Genomic DNA, 16,912 nt, shown 5'->3' with positions numbered 1-16,912 from the left:
GCATAAAAAAGCCAGCAAAAATGCTGGCTTTTTTGAACGTCCTATTAAATTACAGACGGTCAATCACTGATTGTGTGAAATCAGTTGTTCCGTGGCTGCCACCTAAATCACGTGTAGTGCGGTCACCTGATTTGATTACATCAGCAACGGCGCTGCGTATACGCTCTGCTGTGTCACCCATATTTAAGTGCTCTAGCATTTGAATAGACGCTAAAATTACCGAAGTAGGATTAGCTAGGTTTTTACCTGCGATATCTGGCGCGCTACCGTGCACAGCTTCAAAAATTGCAGCATCTTCACCAATGTTTGCACCTGGTGCCATACCTAAACCGCCTACTAAGCCAGCACATAGGTCTGATAAAATGTCACCAAATAAGTTAGTCGTTACAACAACGTCAAACTCTTCTGGTGTCATTACAAGCTTCATACATGTTGCATCAACAATCATCTCTGTTGATTCAATTTGTGGGTAACGTTCAGCTACTTCACGAGCAACTTTTAAAAATAAGCCCGACGTAGATTTTAAAATATTTGCTTTGTGAACCGCTGTTACCTTTTTACGGCCTTCTCTTACCGCAAGTTCATAAGCAAATGTTACAATTTTTTCAGCGCCTTCACGCGTTATTACAGACTTTGCTTCTGCTTCATTACCGTCTTCGCTCACTACTTGGCCAGCACCTGAGTACATACCTTGTGTGTTTTCGCGAATAGTGATGATATCAATATCATCGTAACGGGCTTTAGTGCCCACAAATGATTTTACAGGGCGAACGTTTGCGTATAAGCCAAATTGCTTGCGTAGTGTTACATTAATAGACGTAAAACCTTCACCTACAGGCGTAGTTAACGGACCCTTAAGTGTAATTTTGTTTTTAGCAATTGTATCAATTGTCTCTTTTGGAAGTAACTCACCTGTTTTCTCAAGAGCGGCTAGGCCAGCATCAACAAATTCATAATCAAAATCGCATCCTGCGGCTTTTAGTATTTCAAGTGCTGAGTCGATGATGCTAGGACCGATGCCGTCGCCTTTGATCACTGTGATGGTTTGTTTGGCCATTATCTTTTCCTTTAAAGAGTTTGATGTGCACATAAATAATTACTCTTAGAGAGTAGCTGCTTGTTAGGACATTTATGTGAATGGTTGAAAATTTTAAGGGCGCATTTATACCAATTAACCACTTATTTTGCCAGTTTATAGAATAAATAACGGGTATAACTTATATTTATAGTGGTAATAACCAAACTAAATATTGTCATATATTTGTAGATTTCCTAATTGTTCGTAAAAAGTGTGCTCTTCATTCCAGCCATTTAGTTTTAGTTGCTCACTCAGAGTTTGCTGTTGCCATGGGGTTAATTTTAGTTCTGGTTTGAAAACCCGTTGTGCAATCACTTTTAAAGCAACCCATAGCTTATGCTCATTTGTTAGCTGTTTTTTTGCTGTTTGCTCTGCCTGTAACAACGTGTTTGCCCAAGCATTATCGCTCAGTAATTGTGAAAACAATGCTTCGATGTGTTCATTTTTAATACTTGCTACACCGAAAAATGCACTAAATGGTGAACTTAGCGTTTTGTTAGGCACTTCATCGATAGCTATTTTTCGTGTTAAGTGAGTACTGCATTGGGTTAATATAAAATGAGTATATGCATACAGAGGTAAAGTTATGTGCTCAAATTGATACTGCTTATTGTGAGTTACCAACAAAGCCATTATTTTTACTAAGCTGTCTAATCGATTTACTATAAACCTTTGTAAAGGGTGAGGTGTTGAATTCACCAATTGTTCAAATACAACGCGCTGAATAATCGCAGGTGCATTATTGTATCCAACCATCGACAAGCTATGGCGAAGATCTTTAGCTGCTTGATGTTCTTTATTATAAGGTTTTACGGCTTCACATACTCGGGCAACAATCTCAGGGTGATGACCCATTATTTTATTCAAACCTTTAAAACTATATTCTTGGTTAACTTTAATTTGACTAATTAACTTAATTAGTTGGCTTGGTTTATCTAAACTGCTTTGCTCGTTAATAGCAATATGTTCACTGCTCCATACACTGTATTGAAGCTTTTTATCTGCACACTTCCATTGTTTGGGATTGTCTTTTAGTGACGCTTTTATTCTATACCAAGCTAATTTCTGTGTATTTCCAGAGTTAACTAAAATGTGTCTGTTTTTTTTGTCGGTCGCCAAATAAACCATACTTTGATCTTGATATATAACTCGGCTACCAGCTAAAAAGGGTCCCACGTCGGCCACGTAAGACTTAACCAAATGTTGTGCAAACATATTTGGCGTGCGCAAATATACATCGGCCAAAGCTTGATAAAAACTTATGTGCTTTTTAGCAGGGGTATGAGTTATATTCATTGCTATTATATTAGCTAATGCAACAAGGGTAATTCCACCATCGTAAAGCATTGTTTTAGGCGTGTTTACAAGGGCTTGCTTATATTTATTTAGTTTTGCGAGTATATGTGTAATAGGGGCTGCGCTATTGCCGCAGCTCAACATTATTTTTGCTGCAAATTGGTGGCGAAGCTGCCAAATTTTTTTATCATTGGCACTAAATTTAGACTGTTCAGCTAGCTTATTTAACTGCGAACAAACACATATATGCTCCACAAGCGCAGTGCTAATATAAAGTTCGGTCAGTTTTTTATCGTAATTTTGGCTAGCGCATAATCCGGCGGTAATTACACATTGGCTTATAACTAAATTAGTTGAGTAGCTGAAGTGGGAATTAAATAACGTTAATTTAGACAACAGTGCATTAGGGCAGTGTTCGTATAAGATTCTATACTGTTCAGCTAATTTACAAGCCATAGGATATAAGGCTTGCCAATGCTCTTTGTTATTATATCCGGTTAAAAGACGCTGCGTATTTTCGTGCAGTTGCTTTAAACGATTCGCAAGAGGCTCATCCATTATGCCTTCACCTAACTTCTTCCTGATATTTACTGTACGCACTAGGTCCCCATAAAATGAGCTGGCCATTTTTAAATAATAAACCTGTGCATTCATCCATTGTCGTTATCCCGTCTGACGTAATATGTTGAGTACGATAAAAAATAATCTGTAATACTTGTTTGTTATCGCGCTTAGCAAATGTTAGGTCTGGGCTACCAAGATAATCAAGTACGGTATTGAGTGTCGTTTGAGAATCTAGCGAAAGTTTTTCAATGTAGCGCTTGTTAAATGACTCTCGATCTTGCCAAATCATAGCTTGAGGATCGTCTTTGTAAAAAGCAATCACCAAAGTTGCAATGAGCGCATATAGCCCCAATCCTAAAATTAAATACCGTATAAACTTTTTCAACACTATTTACCTTAAATACTACCACGGGTATTAGTATACGTTTTGATATAAATACACGCTATTTACTTGCGACTAATTAAGTCTGAGCTGCTTTAAACTAAACCCTAAATTAATATCTGTTCTTAAACCAACCAATTGTTTGGAGATAACGTACATATCCATATTGGTTTCAAGTTTTTTGCGTAGTCCTGAATTAAGTAATTTATCACTTAATGCTTCATTTATAGAGGTGTAATTATTAACAAGCTGTTGAGCTGATTTTATACCAACGCCTTTAACACCAGGTATATCATTCGTTTTATCGCCAGCAAGCGCCCAAAAGTCGACGAGTTTATTCTTATCTACCCCAAAGCGTTCATGTATTACAGGTTCATCTAAGTGCTGCCTTTTAAAGTAATCGTAAATATGTATTTCACTGTTTAAATACGGTAAAAACCCCTTGTCAGTGGATACGATAGTACTCGTGATTTTATTATCAGCAGCTTTGCAAGCAAGGGTAGCAATAATATCATCAGCTTCATCATTTATTGGTTCAAAAACAACAATACCGGTTTCCTCTATTGCTGATTTAAAATGATGCAACGCACTTTTTAGCGTTTCAGGCATTGGGGCTCTTGAGTGTTTGTAATGTTCATAAAAGTGATAACGCCAACTTTTATCCCCATCAAATACTGCAATAGCATGTGTTGCATCCGTTATGCGAAGCATTTTTTTGCATGCTTGAGCTACACGCTCGCTGCACGTAAGCACTAATTGCTCTTCGTTGTTATGTTTTTGATTTGCATCAACTGCGTAAATACGCCTAATTAAATTAAGCGCATCAATTAATAATAAATGGGGTTTCAAACTATACGACTCATGCTTTTATTCTATAACACGGAATATACTTACTACCTGGAAGTTTCATACGACCTTGATCAACAAAAGCCTGTAAAAGTACATCCATATCTTGCATTAAGGCAGGCTCGCCGCTGAGAGTGTAAGGTCCATGTTGTTTAATAGCGCGTACACCCTCATCTTTAACATTACCCGCAACAATACCTGAAAATGCACGTCGTAAATTTGCTGCAAGCTGTTGTTTTGGTTGATCCAAATGTAAGTCTAAGCTTGCCATATTTTCATGTGTGGGTGCAAAAGGCTGCTGAAAAGCGTGATCAATTTTAAGTGTCCAATTAAAGTAATACGCATCGCCTTCACTTTTTCTATACTCGCGTACATTGGCCATTTTAGATTTTAGCTTTTGACCTACTAAACTCGGATCATCAATAATCACTTCAAATTTGTCTAACGCTTCTTTGCCGAGTGTCATTTCAATAAATTCACAGAGTTTTTCAAAGTAATCTTTACTTTGTTTTGGCCCTGTTAAAATAACGGGCAAACACTGCTTTTCGTTATCTGGATGCAATAAAATCCCTAGTAAATACAATAGTTCTTCGGCAGTGCCTGCACCACCTGGAAAAATAATAATTGCATGAGCTGTGCGTATAAATGCTTCTAATCGTTTTTCTATATCTGGCAAAATAACGAGTTCGTTTACTATTGGGTTAGGGGGTTCAGCTGCAATAATGCTGGGTTCTGTTAACCCTAAATAACGATTGTTTTTAATACGTTGTTTAGCGTGGCCAATGGTGGCACCTTTCATTGGACCTTTCATTGCCCCAGGTCCACAACCAGTACAAATATTCAATCCACGCAAGCCAAGTTCATAACCCACTTGTTTGGTGTACTTGTACTCAGTTTCGTTTATTGAATGTCCACCCCAACAAACCACCATATTAGGCTCGCTGTTTACACGAAGTGCATGCGCATTTCTGAGCATGTCAAACACCATATGAGTAATGGCTTTTTGTTCTTGCAGGTCTTTTTCGTACTTTTGACAAATAAATAAAATATCGCGGATAACTGAAAATATATGTTCATGTATACCGGTGATTATTTCACCATCTACAAAGGCTGTTTTTGGAGGGTTTTCAAGTTCAATTTTTATACCGCGCTCTCGGCTAAGCAAGCGAATATCAAAATCTTTATACTTGTCGTATATTTGCGAACTTTCGTCTGTGTGGCTGCCTACATTGAGTACCGCTAACACACAATTTCTAAATAATTTATAACGTTCGCTGGTAGAAGATTGTTCTAATAAATCAACCTCTAACTGAGATAGTAAATCTAATACACCAGTTGGGTTTAACTGTATTAACATGGGCGTACTCCTTGCTATTTATGTAAATTACTACTGAGTCATACATTATTTATAACCGTATGGCATTATTTACTTATACAAAGGCGGTCTCTACCAGTATTTTTGGCTTCATACAAAGCATCGTCAGCTCTATCAAAAGCTTTAATTGGCGTATCCCCTTTTTTTAATTGCGTAGCGCCTACGGAGATAGTTATTTCAATTTGCTTATCTTTAAATTTAAACGGGATATTCTTAATAACTTTTCTGAGTTTTTCAAGCGGTGCAACTGCATTATCAACAGTGGTTTCGCTCATTAATAGCACAAATTCTTCACCGCCATATCGCGCTATAAAATCAGATTTTCTTATCGACTTTTGTAATGCTTTTGCAATAACTTGCAACGTTATATCGCCAGCTGTATGGCCAAATCTATCGTTTATTGACTTAAAGTGGTCAACATCGATGACGACCAGCGTAACATTTGATTGCTGAACATTAAATAAATGCATTTCGTGATTGTAGCGTTCGTCAAAAGCGGCTCTATTAGGTAATTTAGTTAAGCCGTCTAGTAGGCTTTTAAAACGTTGATCGTTTAGGCGCTTTTTATATTTTGTAAGTTTTGTTTCAAGCGTTCCAATACGGCCATTAATCTCATTAAAACTCGATACAAGTATTTCTCTGTCTTCGCGTTCTAGTTTTTCTTTTGCCATAAAGTCTTGAGTTAACGACTTTAATTCATTATCAACAAGCTCTTTTAATGATGAAATAGAAGTCGCAGATTGTGTTTTTTCGTTTAAGCTTTCTATTTTACTTTTAATACTTTTATTCAGGTTTTCAAACTCAGCCCCCATTGAGGTTGAGTGCTTACTTGTAGCGACTATTGATTTGTGTAGTTCTTCAATTGTTTGGTTAAGCGACGATAAAAAGCTTTGCGCTGACTCTCGTTCTTTATTTATATTTTTAACAACAACAGTAATTATATTTATGGCCGTATCGAGCAAAGATTCTAAATTATCGCTTTCAGATATAATGCTCTTAATACGTTTAATTTCTACACTTGCTTCATCTTCAAGAACTAAGTCGTTAGCCAGTTCAAGTAGTTTTTGTGCTAATGCAGGCGTGGCCTCACAACTAATATTGCTATCAGCACGTAGCTTTGTGTTTAACGCCTGATGATAAAAGCTTATTAATTTTTCTAATAGCGGAATAAAGTCATGAGTGGAGTGGACGTTACTCATTTCGTGATCTAGTAAGTTTCTTAACGAGCGGCGTGTACCCTCTGGCAAGCCTTTGGTTTTTTGTAGTTGTCTGCCAGCAGATAAAACACTTTCTTGCAGGTCACGTTGCTGTGATAGTTGTATGGCTTCTTGTTTTTTTAACAGCTCTATCGTTTCGTCGATTAAAGGGGATAAATCGTCAAAACCAACGCCTTTGTTTAATGCGCTTCTAAAGTTGGCAAGTCTGTTATCAAGTTCCGTATCTAGACCCTTACAGGCTAAAGATAATTTAGATGAGAAAATAGAAAGGGTGTCTACTTGATGTTTTCGCGCGTCTTCAAGTGCCATGCGCGCACCAATTGCTTGTTTAAGTTTTTTCTCTGTAGCAGTAGATTTTTCTGACACCTAGGCAAGCCACCATGATTTGTAATTTTATTATTCTAAGTCTACAACAAATTTATATTAAGTGTAGTTATCTCGGTAAAAACTCTATAATTTTATTAACCTAGTGCGTACAAACTCGTATACATGAGTGTTTATCGCTTTTAATTCACATTTAAATGTTCGCTTGTTAACCTTGAACACAATTAAGGTCTTAGTTAGGTTTCTATGAAAAAGTTATTAGTTTTATCAATTTGTGCTGCGTTATCTGCATCTGCATTTGCAGATGTTAACTATTCATTGAGTATTGAACAGCCCCAACACCATCTTGGTGATGTGCGCGTTCAATTCCCTAAATCAGCACAAGCCCATCTTGATGTTAAATTACCTTCTTGGCGCACCGGTCGTTATGAAATACTAAATCTTGCCAATGGCGTACGTTACTTTAACCCAACAGATAAAGAGGGTAATCCTTTAAAGTGGGAAAAAATTGATCACAGCACATGGCGTGTTCACATTGATACACCAACAGAAGTAAGTGTAGGGTATCAGGTTTATGCAAACGAGCTTGGTAAACGTGCTCGCCATATTGATGATAGCCACGCTTTTATAGACGCTTCTGGCTTTTTTATGTTTAGCGAATCATTTCGACAAGAGCCTGTAACGGTTAATTTAGATGTTCCGAAACAGTGGCGTTCAGTATCTGGAATGGATAATTTAGATTCTACTCATTCGTTCAAGGCAGCTAATTATGATGTGCTTGTGGACTCGCCTATCGAAACAGGTATTAACCAGCTTCACTCATTTAACGTTGATGGACGTGAGTACGAATTAGTTATTTGGGGAGAGGGTAACTACGACGTTGAATTAATGCTGCGTGATCTTAAAAAGCTAGTAACAACCGGTAATGTAATTTGGGATAGTTACCCATATGAGCGTTACGTGTTTATGGTGCATGCAACTTCTGGCGCTGGTGGTGCAACCGAGCATTTAAATTCGACCATAATTCAAAGGCCTCGTGATCGATTTGGTTCTCGTGAAGATTATTTAGGTTTCATAAGCACAGCAGCTCATGAGTTTATTCACACTTGGAATGTAAAAGCATATCGTCCAAGTGGATTGGTCCCTTATGATTATACCAATATGAATTACTCAAAATTACTTTGGATTGCAGAAGGCTCAACAAGCTACTTTGAGGATCATTTATTAGTGCGTTCAGGCATTGAGACGACAGATGAGTTTTTTAAAGGGCTAACAAAAACCATTAATCGACACTTACAAACACCAGGCAGAGAAGTTCAAAGTGCCAGTGAAACGAGTTTTGATAAATGGATTAACCAAGGTGGGGATCACGGACGTAATTACAGTACCAATATATATTCAGAAGGCTCATTGTTATCAATGGTACTTGATATTGACCTACTAGAAAAAACAGCGGGTAAAGTAAGTTACCGTGATGTGCATAAAGCACTATATAACAACCATAAGCTACCAGCGGGCTTCGATGAAAAAGATGTACTAAGCATTTTACAAAACCTGACAGGTCTCGATTACTCAAATTGGTGGGAAGAGCATGTTGACTCACCTGCAAATATTAATTTTGACGAGTTGCTTAATAAAGTTGGTTTGACTTTTGAGCGACCAAAAGCTGCTAAGGCTATTGCCAGCATAGACGCAGTGGCTAAAAATACCGGCCAGCTTTTAACATTAACGCATGTTCAACGCGGTGGTAGCGCGTGGAAAACAGGCTTAACAACTAACGATAAAATCGTAGCTATTAATAAGCTCCATGTTGGTAAAGATTTAAAGTCTAGCCTTGAGACGTTTAAACCTGGAGATAAAGTGGTTATTGACTTTATTCGTCGTGATGCACTACAAAGCCTCACATTAGTATTAACTGAAAAGTTTGATAAACCTAAAAAGGTAACGGCTAATTTACAAGCAAGTGAGGAGCAAAAAGCCCTTTTCAAAGCTTGGATGGGTGTTGAGCACCCCAATGATACTAAATAGGATTTAAAAATAGTAAAAAAGGAGCTGAGGCTCCTTTTTTATTGTTCCAACAAATAAAAATAAACCTAAGCTTATTTTTTAAATATATGTGTATGGAAATTCAACAATTAACTTCTATTATAGAATAAGGAAATTTTATAGGAGATAGACTCAGCATGACCGCCAACACAATTGTGAATCAATTACCTAGACAGTTTGTAACTAACGATTCATTGCACCAATTATTTGAAAGTGTTAATTCAATCTCAGTGCAAGGTTATGATGAGCAAAGACGAGTTGTGTATTGGAACAAAGGAAGTGAACTCCTATATGGCTATAAACGAGAAGAGGCACTTGGAAAAAAACTAGAAGAACTGATAGTTCCAGTCCCTATGAGAGACATGGTAGTTGACGCTCATACAAAGTGGATCAATGAAGGTGTTGCAATTCCTGCTGCAGAAATTTTGCTTAAACATAAAAATGGAACTGACATATACGTTTATTCAAGCCATGCAATGTTTGAAAATGAATTTAAAAACAAGCAAATGTATTGCATAGATATTGATTTGTCGGATGTAAAAAGAGCACAAGCTATTGCCACATTTAAAGAACAAATGCTAAAAACCATTTTTGAGGCAATCCCAGACTTGCTTTTTTTAATGGATTACAACGGAAAAATTATTGATTACCATGCTAATAATCGAGAAGCTCTCTATGTTTCTCCTGACCAATTTGTTGGTAATAATATGCTTGATATTTTACCGAAGAGTGTTGCTAAAAAGTTTGAAGTTCACATAGAAAAAGCAATTGAACAAGATGAAATTGTAACGTTTAAATATGAGCTGCCCGTTCCTCAAGGGCAGGTGTATTTTGAAGCAAGAATTAACAAAGTTTTAAAATACGACCAAATAATGATAATTATTCGAGATATAACCGAACAACACCAATCAGAACAATTAATACGAAAACAAGCTTATTTTGATAGCCTTACACAATTACCAAACCGTTTACTCGCTCTTGACCGTTTATCACAGCTAACAGTTGAGGCGACTCGTAATGATGAAAAAGCAGCGGTATTTTTCTTAGATTTAGATGATTTTAAAAAAATTAACGATTCACTAGGTCATGAAGCTGGCGATAAAGTTTTAATCGAAACAGCCAATCGTTTACAAAGGGCATTAAGAAAAGCTGACACAATTGGTCGCTTAGGTGGCGACGAGTTCATTATTTTATCAAAAGGAATTTCCACTCAACAAAATGCTGTGGGTATTGCCGAAAAACTCCTGCAAAATTTTCGAGAACCTTTCACAATTGAGGGGCGAGAGTTAATGTTAACAATTAGCATTGGGATAGCAATTTTTCCAGATAACGGCAAATCTGTGTCTGACTTATTAAGAAACGCCGACACGGCAATGTATCAAGCCAAAGCTCTAGGCCGAAATACATACTCGTTTTTTACTAAACAAATGAATACTGTAATCCAACGACGCTTAACAATAGAAGAGCAAATGCGAGGTGCATTGCAGCGCAATGAATTCATTCTTTATTATCAACCGCAATTTGATGTTAAAAAGAACGAAATTATAGGTGCAGAAGCATTACTCAGGTGGCTAAACCCTGTACTTGGCAGTGTGGCACCAGATGAGTTTATCCCTATTGCAGAAAAAACAGGCGTAATTATTTCTATTGGTGAGTTTGTTATTAAAGAATCACTTCACTTACTCAAACGATGGAAAAACGTAGAAAAGTTAAATAAAGACTTTACTATCGCTGTAAATTTATCTCCAAGTCAATTTAAAGATTTAAGTCTATTTAACTTTATTAAAACATCGTTATTAAATGCGAATATTGAGCCTAAAAACCTTGAGCTTGAAATTACAGAAGGAGTGTTAATGACTGGAGAATCTACCATTACTGAAACTTTAACCAACATCACAAATTTAGGGGTTATTCTATCCATGGATGATTTTGGGACGGGTTATTCATCACTGAGCTACTTAAGGCAATACCCGTTTAATGTATTAAAAATAGATCGTGGTTTTATTGGGGGGATTACTGAAAACAATGAGGATTACAGTTTAGTAGAAGCAACAATCGCCATGTCTCATGGTTTAGGGTTAAGAGTGGTTGCAGAAGGAGTTGAAACTCAAGAACAACTCACAATATTAAAAGAACTTGGTTGCGATCTAGCTCAAGGATATTATTTTAGTAAACCAATACCTGGGCAGGACCTCATTGATTTTTCGATACGTTTTTATAGTTAACATTCAGTAAACCTTGTAACGGGTGCGGAGTAACTACCGTGTTTAAATAACATTTTTTAAATGATTTTCTAATTCAAGGATAAATCGATTTAAGGCTTCGTTTAATTTATTACTTCCATATAGCAGCATGAACGCGTATTTGTTGGGTTTTGACTGTGCCATCGCTCTTTAATCGGTCGAGTTAAATCTGCACTACACATTCAGCGTCTGCTATGTTTTGAGGTGACAATTTAATAGACAATAAGAATTAACAAGTTTGGTGCATACACTAGTATGAGTTAGTAGGAGCTATAAAATCAAATCAACTAGTTTAATCTTAATTTTCAGATTAAAAGATTATATTATTCCTTTATTGTTAATTTATATTTTCTCGTGCATTTAATTACCCTTAAGTGGTATGTTTTAATAATTTACCAAAGGAATTAATTATGAAATTAGAGTCATTAGCATTGCACCATGGTTACGAGTCTGAAGAAACCACGAAATCAGCAGCAGTGCCTATTTATAATACTTCATCTTACACGTTTGATAACACGCAACACGGTGCTGATTTATTCGATTTAAAAGTACCCGGAAATATTTACACCCGCATAATGAACCCAACCAATGCCGTGCTTGAACAGCGTATTGCTGCAATGGAAGGGGGCATTGGCGCGCTAGCGGTAGCCTCGGGCATGGCAGCTATTACCTATGCGATTCAATGCTTGTGTGAAGTAGGCACTAATATTGTCAGCACCAGCCAAGTATATGGCGGTACGTATAATTTATTTGCCCATACATTACCCCGCCAAGGTATTGAAGCACGCATGGTTAAAGCTGATGATTTTAGCGCCTTTGAAGACGCGATTGACGACAAGACCCGTGCTGTTTTTTGTGAGTCAATTGGTAACCCTGCAGGTAATATTGTTGATATTGAGCGTTTAGCTAAGATTGCTCATAGTAAAGGTGTGCCGCTTATTGTTGATAATACTGTGGCGACCCCGTATTTATGCCGCCCATTTGAGCTAGGCGCTGATATAGTGGTTCATTCACTGACAAAGTATATAAACGGACACGGTACAGCTATTGGCGGTATGATTGTTGATTCAGGTAAATTTGATTGGAAAGCCAATGCCACACGCTTTGCAATGATGAATGAGCCCGATCCGTCGTATCACAATGTGGTCTATACCGATGCCTTTGCAGAAGCAGCCTTTATAGGCCGTTGTAGAGTAGTGCCACTGAGAAATACCGGTGCAGCACTTGCGCCCAAAAATGCATCTGACATTTTAATTGGCTTAGAAACCTTAGGCTTACGAATGGACCGCCACTGCGAAAACGCGCAGCAACTGGCTGAATATTTAGAAAATCATCCTAAAGTTCTTTGGGTTAACTACGCTGGTTTAACATCAAGCCCATATAATACAATGAGCCAAAAAATCACCAGTGGTAAAGCCTCAGGCATTTTAAGCTTTGGTATCGCGGGCGGCCTTGAAGCAGGCACACGCTTTATTGATGCGCTTAATATGATCCTGCGTTTAGTTAATATTGGCGATGCTAAATCGCTGGCTTGTCATCCAGCATCAACCACGCACCGTCAATTAAATGATGAAGAACTTGCAAGCGCAGGTGTGAGCCGCGATTTAATTCGCCTATCGGTCGGTATTGAAAACATTGCTGACATAATTGCGGATGTAAGCCAAGCGCTCGATAAAGCATAATTACCTCACTACCTTTCATAAAAAACTTTAAAGCATAAAAAGCGTTAGTTGAAAATACACTCTCGCTTTTTATGTTTTTATAAAATCAATTAATAATTTCTACCCCTTGTTTTGTATGGGTCTATTCTGAATCCTCCCTAAGTCTTATATATTTCTACCGTTTATTTTTTATTCATATGTCAATTTTGTATTGACACTAAGATTTCTTACTACTACATTTGTAACAGTGCCACTACAAGTGTAGTAATAGGAGCGACAATGAAACTTAGTGATTTTGAAATGGATATTATGCAGCTGCTTTGGCAGGAAGAACCCTGTACTGCGAGTCAACTACATAAAGTGCTTTTAGCTGATAAGCAAAAAGATAAACAAGTAGCTTATACAACGGTTAAAACCATTGTTGATAGGCTAGAGCAAAAAGGAGCGATTGAGCGCTGTGGACATGAAGGGCGAGCCATTGTTTTTAGAACAATCGTGACTCAAGACGCGTTATCGGAGCAAGCTATACCTAGTTTTATGCAACGATTTTTTAAAGGTAATTCTCGTAGTTTAATTGCCTACTTTATCAAAGAAGAAAAGCTAAATGATGAAGATATAGAATACTTACAAACGCTTTTAAAAAATAAGAAGTTAGATTAAAGGAGAGGGTAATCACGGATTATTTACTAACTTGCACGCTAATTAGCTTATGCATTTTACTTACAGTAAAAGGATTAAAAAATGCCCCTGCACGATTAAATTTTTACATTTTAATGATTGCCTTGGCATGTTGGTTTATCCCTTGGCAGTACTTTTCCCAGCTACCGTTATTTGAAGGGGCAAATCGTTACACATTCAACGTGACGCAATTGATTCCCGATGTTAAAGCATTAATACCAAACGCTGAACAAGTAGCAATTAAGGATGAATTACAAAGCGATATGAGTATATGGGACTTATTGCCATCACTAAGTATTGTTTTTACGGTTTTAGTTTTAGCTGGTTTTGGATTGTTTTTATTACGCATGGGATTATATGTAAAGCTTATAAAAAATTTATACATTAACTCAAAGCCTAGTCCTGAACTTAAACACATCAATAATCAGTATTCAATTAGACTAACAACCCATACAGAGCCAGCTTTTGCTACAGGATTAATAAAGCCTGTTATTTGGTTAGAGTCGACGATGGTAAATCGTGAAGAATTAGATTCAGTCATTCAGCACGAGGTAACCCATTTACAACAAGGTGATATTTATTGGACGTGGCTTATTAGTTTTATAGAAAGCGTTTTTTGGTGGAACCCTATTTGCTTAAAGTTAACAGGTTTAGCAAGAGAGCAACTCGAACTTAGCTGTGATGAGTTGTGTATGCAAAAACTAAAAGGTAAATACCAATTGGATTTAGCTAGTTTATTGCTACAAGAGCAAAGTGCTAAAAGCTCGCCTAACTTTTTTACCCCCCCACTTTTGAATATTGCTCATTCTAAGAGTTTTAATATTCAGAGGATCAAAATGTTAAACAAGGAAAAAACAATGAAAAGTAAATATTTGGTTATGGTTGCGGCGGCAATGTCTTTTAGTGCTTTAGCTGCAGCGCAAATTGTAGATGGTAATACGAGTAGTAAACAGCAAAGTAGTAAAACTTCTCAGGTACCTGTAAAAAGTGAAGCTTATAATCAACAACTTGCACAACTTCTTAAAAGTGCAGCAGGGGCAAAAAGTGATAACTCTGAACTGTTAACCCAAGCTGCGCAAGGCATTCAACAATGGCACTTAAATAGAGATAAACTTGCTGGTTTTGAAGAAGGTGAAATCAAACTACAAAGCTTTAGGCTGCTAAATCACGTTTACTCTAAACTCGAGCAATATGAAGATATACTGAGTGCTTACGAAAAATGGTATGAGCCTGGTAGTAACCCGCCTTACTTTTTAAAAAATTCACTAGCAACCGCGTATATACAACTAGGGCGTTATGAGCTTGCAGTTGTAGAGCTTGAAGATTTATCAAAACAGCTTGGAGGGAAACTACATGTTGGATCTGCTGATAACTTAGCACTGGCATATATTTACCTTGCTGATTACGATAAGGCTTTAAAAACTCTAGAGCAGGTTGATGCAAAAGATGATGTATACGGAAATATCCTTAAATACTATGTTTATGATAAACAAAATAACCGCAAAAAGATGAACGAAATCAGTAGTAAAATCCCAGAAGTATTTGCAGTTACCCCTGCGTTATTACCGCAAACTGGCATACCAGGTTCTCAACTTTTAAGGATGTTATAAGCGTTGAGTAATTAAACTTGGAGCCTTTGAGGCTCCTTTTTCATTATGTTTAATTTTTTTTACAAAGGCGCTTGTATAAACCTTATTAAAAATACAGCTCTTAATTTGCTGTGCTTTACGCCTCAAAAAAGCTTTTTTGACCTTGGTTTTAGTAGCGCAGCTTGCAATATCGCTCTGTATGTCGGTATTTTGCGAAACAGGGTATGGCATAAGCGAAAAACCATTTACGTGGGTTTCCCAAATATGTTGTAAGTCGCAATCTACAGGGCGGCCAAATTGAGCTGTGGCTTTAAGTAATTGCTTAGCCCCTTCATAGCTTATTGCTGTAGCACAGCAGCCGGTCATTAGCTTTTTATGTATGACTAATCGCTGGTGGTTATTTAGGTTTTGCTGATAGGCAATAGGGCGAGTGCGGTTTTCATATGCGGCGAGTTTAATAAGCTGCCAGGGCTGGTTTAACTGCTCAATATTTTTTATCGCATTATGAATGCTCTCATCAATATAAAAGTCATCCTCGAGCACAATCGCGTAATCTAGTTTTTCATCAACTATTTTTTGCCATGCTTTACGGTGGCTTAAATAGCAGCCAATTTGGCCATTGCTTAGCGGATAGTGATACTGCTGTTTATTCAATTGCGGGCTGTAATGTAGGAACTTTTGGTGTGTACTTAATTGTGCGCCATCTACGGCATCAATCCGTTCAAATGACAAGTTAACACGTGCCAGTTGCGTTTGAGTATTTGCGAGTCGCTGCGTGGAGCGCGCTAAGTTTATTACAAATAATGCTGCCATGATGTTCACCCCCTACCGTTTTTAGTAATACTAAAGGGGGGCTATTACACGCAAGTGGCAAATTTATGGATTTTTTAAGTCAGCTCGCGGCTGTGCTAAAATGGCGTTTTTTTCTTCTTGAGAGAGAATGATCCAATCAAATATTTCTTCATTAGTTCGACCGCACCCAGTGCAATAACCGCTGCGACGTTCACATATGCCTAAACAGTCGCTTTTTAATTTAGATGTTTTTTTATTCGTTTTTCGCATTTTTAAAATCCTAACGGTGGAGCAATTTCAAAGCGAGTAGAAAACCCATTACCTTCTTGATTTGTAGACAGTGTAATAACCGGATTTTTAGTATCAAGTACAAAGGTGCTGTAAATTGAACTGGCTGTTTCTTTTTGGCTTTCAAACCAACCTGTTTTTGATAGGCATTGGCGTAACTGTTCAGCAAGTGTTTGATGCGAATTTACTGCATGCGTTTGCGCTTTAACAGGTGTTTGGCATTGGTAACTTACTTGATCAGACTTATTTAAAGTAATTGTACAGGCAGATCCAATGATATGAGTATTAGTGCGCCATTGGTTTGAAAACGGGTTATTCACTTTATCTGTTTTGATTGAATTAAAACCAAACTCATAACCATTTATTAGTTTATTTATGCTGCTACATTCATCTGATGTGACTGTGGTTTTTACAGACTGATTCGTTGTAGTAGCTTTGGTTGTAGTCTGATTAGTTTTGCTTGTACAGCCCGCTAAAATACACACGATAATAAGAAGGGTAATATAGTTTTTCATAGTTCACAGTAACCGATA

At 37.3% G+C, this 16,912-nt stretch carries 14 protein-coding genes; 5 read left to right on the top strand and 9 right to left on the bottom strand.

Annotation, left to right across the window (positions count from 1 at the left end; translation table 11 throughout):
- Positions 1 to 49: 49 nt before the first annotated feature.
- The 6 genes from ACFI34_RS08665 to ACFI34_RS08640 all read right to left on the bottom strand — a co-directional run bounded on the left by ACFI34_RS08665 (position 50) and on the right by ACFI34_RS08640 (position 7,124).
- Positions 50 to 1,057, bottom strand: a complete 1,008-nt coding sequence (locus tag ACFI34_RS08665; protein WP_462673193.1) for an isocitrate dehydrogenase — start codon at positions 1,055 to 1,057, stop codon at positions 50 to 52.
- Between the two features lie 186 nt (positions 1,058 to 1,243).
- A complete protein-coding gene (locus tag ACFI34_RS08660; RefSeq protein WP_462673239.1) occupies positions 1,244 to 2,932 on the bottom strand; it encodes a hypothetical protein in 1,689 nt (562 codons plus the stop codon).
- A gap of 7 nt (positions 2,933 to 2,939) precedes the next feature.
- Positions 2,940 to 3,326 carry a DUF3192 domain-containing protein gene (locus tag ACFI34_RS08655; protein WP_462673192.1) on the bottom strand — a complete coding sequence of 129 codons (387 nt, stop codon included), beginning with the start codon at positions 3,324 to 3,326 and terminating at the stop codon, positions 2,940 to 2,942.
- A 69-nt stretch (positions 3,327 to 3,395) separates the two neighbouring features.
- Positions 3,396 to 4,169 carry a flap endonuclease Xni gene (gene xni, locus ACFI34_RS08650; RefSeq protein WP_462673191.1) on the bottom strand — a complete coding sequence of 258 codons (774 nt, stop codon included), beginning with the start codon at positions 4,167 to 4,169 and terminating at the stop codon, positions 3,396 to 3,398.
- Between the two features lie 10 nt (positions 4,170 to 4,179).
- Positions 4,180 to 5,523 carry a nucleotide 5'-monophosphate nucleosidase PpnN gene (gene ppnN / locus ACFI34_RS08645; RefSeq protein WP_462673190.1) on the bottom strand — a complete coding sequence of 448 codons (1,344 nt, stop codon included), beginning with the start codon at positions 5,521 to 5,523 and terminating at the stop codon, positions 4,180 to 4,182.
- A 65-nt stretch (positions 5,524 to 5,588) separates the two neighbouring features.
- Complete coding sequence (locus tag ACFI34_RS08640) at positions 5,589 to 7,124, bottom strand: GGDEF domain-containing protein (protein WP_462673189.1); 1,536 nt, start codon at positions 7,122 to 7,124, stop codon at positions 5,589 to 5,591.
- A gap of 204 nt (positions 7,125 to 7,328) precedes the next feature.
- Here ACFI34_RS08640 and ACFI34_RS08635 point away from each other — a divergent pair, with 204 nt between their 5' ends.
- The 5 genes from ACFI34_RS08635 (at position 7,329) to ACFI34_RS08615 (ending at position 15,320) form a co-directional block, all read left to right on the top strand.
- Positions 7,329 to 9,110: a M61 family metallopeptidase gene (locus tag ACFI34_RS08635; RefSeq protein ID WP_462673188.1), complete on the top strand. Its 1,782-nt coding sequence runs from the start codon at positions 7,329 to 7,331 to the stop codon at positions 9,108 to 9,110.
- Between the two features lie 155 nt (positions 9,111 to 9,265).
- Positions 9,266 to 11,353, top strand: a complete 2,088-nt coding sequence (locus ACFI34_RS08630) for a sensor domain-containing protein (RefSeq protein WP_462673187.1) — start codon at positions 9,266 to 9,268, stop codon at positions 11,351 to 11,353.
- 428 nt (positions 11,354 to 11,781) lie between these two features.
- Positions 11,782 to 13,053, top strand: a complete 1,272-nt coding sequence (locus ACFI34_RS08625) for an O-acetylhomoserine aminocarboxypropyltransferase/cysteine synthase family protein (protein WP_462673186.1) — start codon at positions 11,782 to 11,784, stop codon at positions 13,051 to 13,053.
- 258 nt (positions 13,054 to 13,311) lie between these two features.
- Complete coding sequence (locus ACFI34_RS08620; RefSeq protein ID WP_462673185.1) at positions 13,312 to 13,692, top strand: BlaI/MecI/CopY family transcriptional regulator; 381 nt, start codon at positions 13,312 to 13,314, stop codon at positions 13,690 to 13,692.
- An 11-nt stretch (positions 13,693 to 13,703) separates the two neighbouring features.
- Positions 13,704 to 15,320, top strand: coding sequence for a M56 family metallopeptidase (locus tag ACFI34_RS08615; protein WP_462673238.1), 1,617 nt, complete (start codon positions 13,704 to 13,706; stop codon positions 15,318 to 15,320).
- On the opposite strand, the gene ACFI34_RS08610 is transcribed toward ACFI34_RS08615, so the two are convergent.
- From ACFI34_RS08610 to ACFI34_RS08600, 3 genes are all read right to left on the bottom strand, one after another.
- Positions 15,315 to 16,112: a glycosyltransferase family 25 protein gene (locus ACFI34_RS08610; RefSeq protein WP_462673184.1), complete on the bottom strand. Its 798-nt coding sequence runs from the start codon at positions 16,110 to 16,112 to the stop codon at positions 15,315 to 15,317. The two genes, ACFI34_RS08615 and ACFI34_RS08610, sit on opposite strands and share 6 nt — an antisense overlap.
- 63 nt (positions 16,113 to 16,175) lie before the next feature.
- Complete coding sequence (locus ACFI34_RS08605; RefSeq protein ID WP_462673183.1) at positions 16,176 to 16,361, bottom strand: DUF1289 domain-containing protein; 186 nt, start codon at positions 16,359 to 16,361, stop codon at positions 16,176 to 16,178.
- A 2-nt stretch (positions 16,362 to 16,363) separates the two neighbouring features.
- Positions 16,364 to 16,894, bottom strand: coding sequence for a hypothetical protein (locus ACFI34_RS08600; protein ID WP_462673182.1), 531 nt, complete (start codon positions 16,892 to 16,894; stop codon positions 16,364 to 16,366).
- Between the last annotated feature and the right edge of the window lie 18 nt (positions 16,895 to 16,912).

The organism is Pseudoalteromonas sp. PSi26 (assembly GCF_054960575.1).
This window is presented reverse-complemented; position numbering and strand designations above follow the sequence as displayed.

Coding starts and splice junctions, on each gene's coding strand:
- ACFI34_RS08660 (WP_462673239.1), bottom strand. CDS start 2,932: ATGGATGAGCCTCTTGCGAATCGTTTAAAGCAACTGCACGAAAATACG.
- ACFI34_RS08605 (WP_462673183.1), bottom strand. CDS start 16,361: ATGCGAAAAACGAATAAAAAAACATCTAAATTAAAAAGCGACTGTTTA.
- ACFI34_RS08630 (WP_462673187.1), top strand. CDS start 9,266: ATGACCGCCAACACAATTGTGAATCAATTACCTAGACAGTTTGTAACT.
- ACFI34_RS08610 (WP_462673184.1), bottom strand. CDS start 16,112: ATGGCAGCATTATTTGTAATAAACTTAGCGCGCTCCACGCAGCGACTC.
- ACFI34_RS08665 (WP_462673193.1), bottom strand. CDS start 1,057: ATGGCCAAACAAACCATCACAGTGATCAAAGGCGACGGCATCGGTCCT.
- ACFI34_RS08625 (WP_462673186.1), top strand. CDS start 11,782: ATGAAATTAGAGTCATTAGCATTGCACCATGGTTACGAGTCTGAAGAA.
- ACFI34_RS08635 (WP_462673188.1), top strand. CDS start 7,329: ATGAAAAAGTTATTAGTTTTATCAATTTGTGCTGCGTTATCTGCATCT.
- ppnN (WP_462673190.1), bottom strand. CDS start 5,523: ATGTTAATACAGTTAAACCCAACTGGTGTATTAGATTTACTATCTCAG.
- ACFI34_RS08600 (WP_462673182.1), bottom strand. CDS start 16,894: ATGAAAAACTATATTACCCTTCTTATTATCGTGTGTATTTTAGCGGGC.
- ACFI34_RS08620 (WP_462673185.1), top strand. CDS start 13,312: ATGAAACTTAGTGATTTTGAAATGGATATTATGCAGCTGCTTTGGCAG.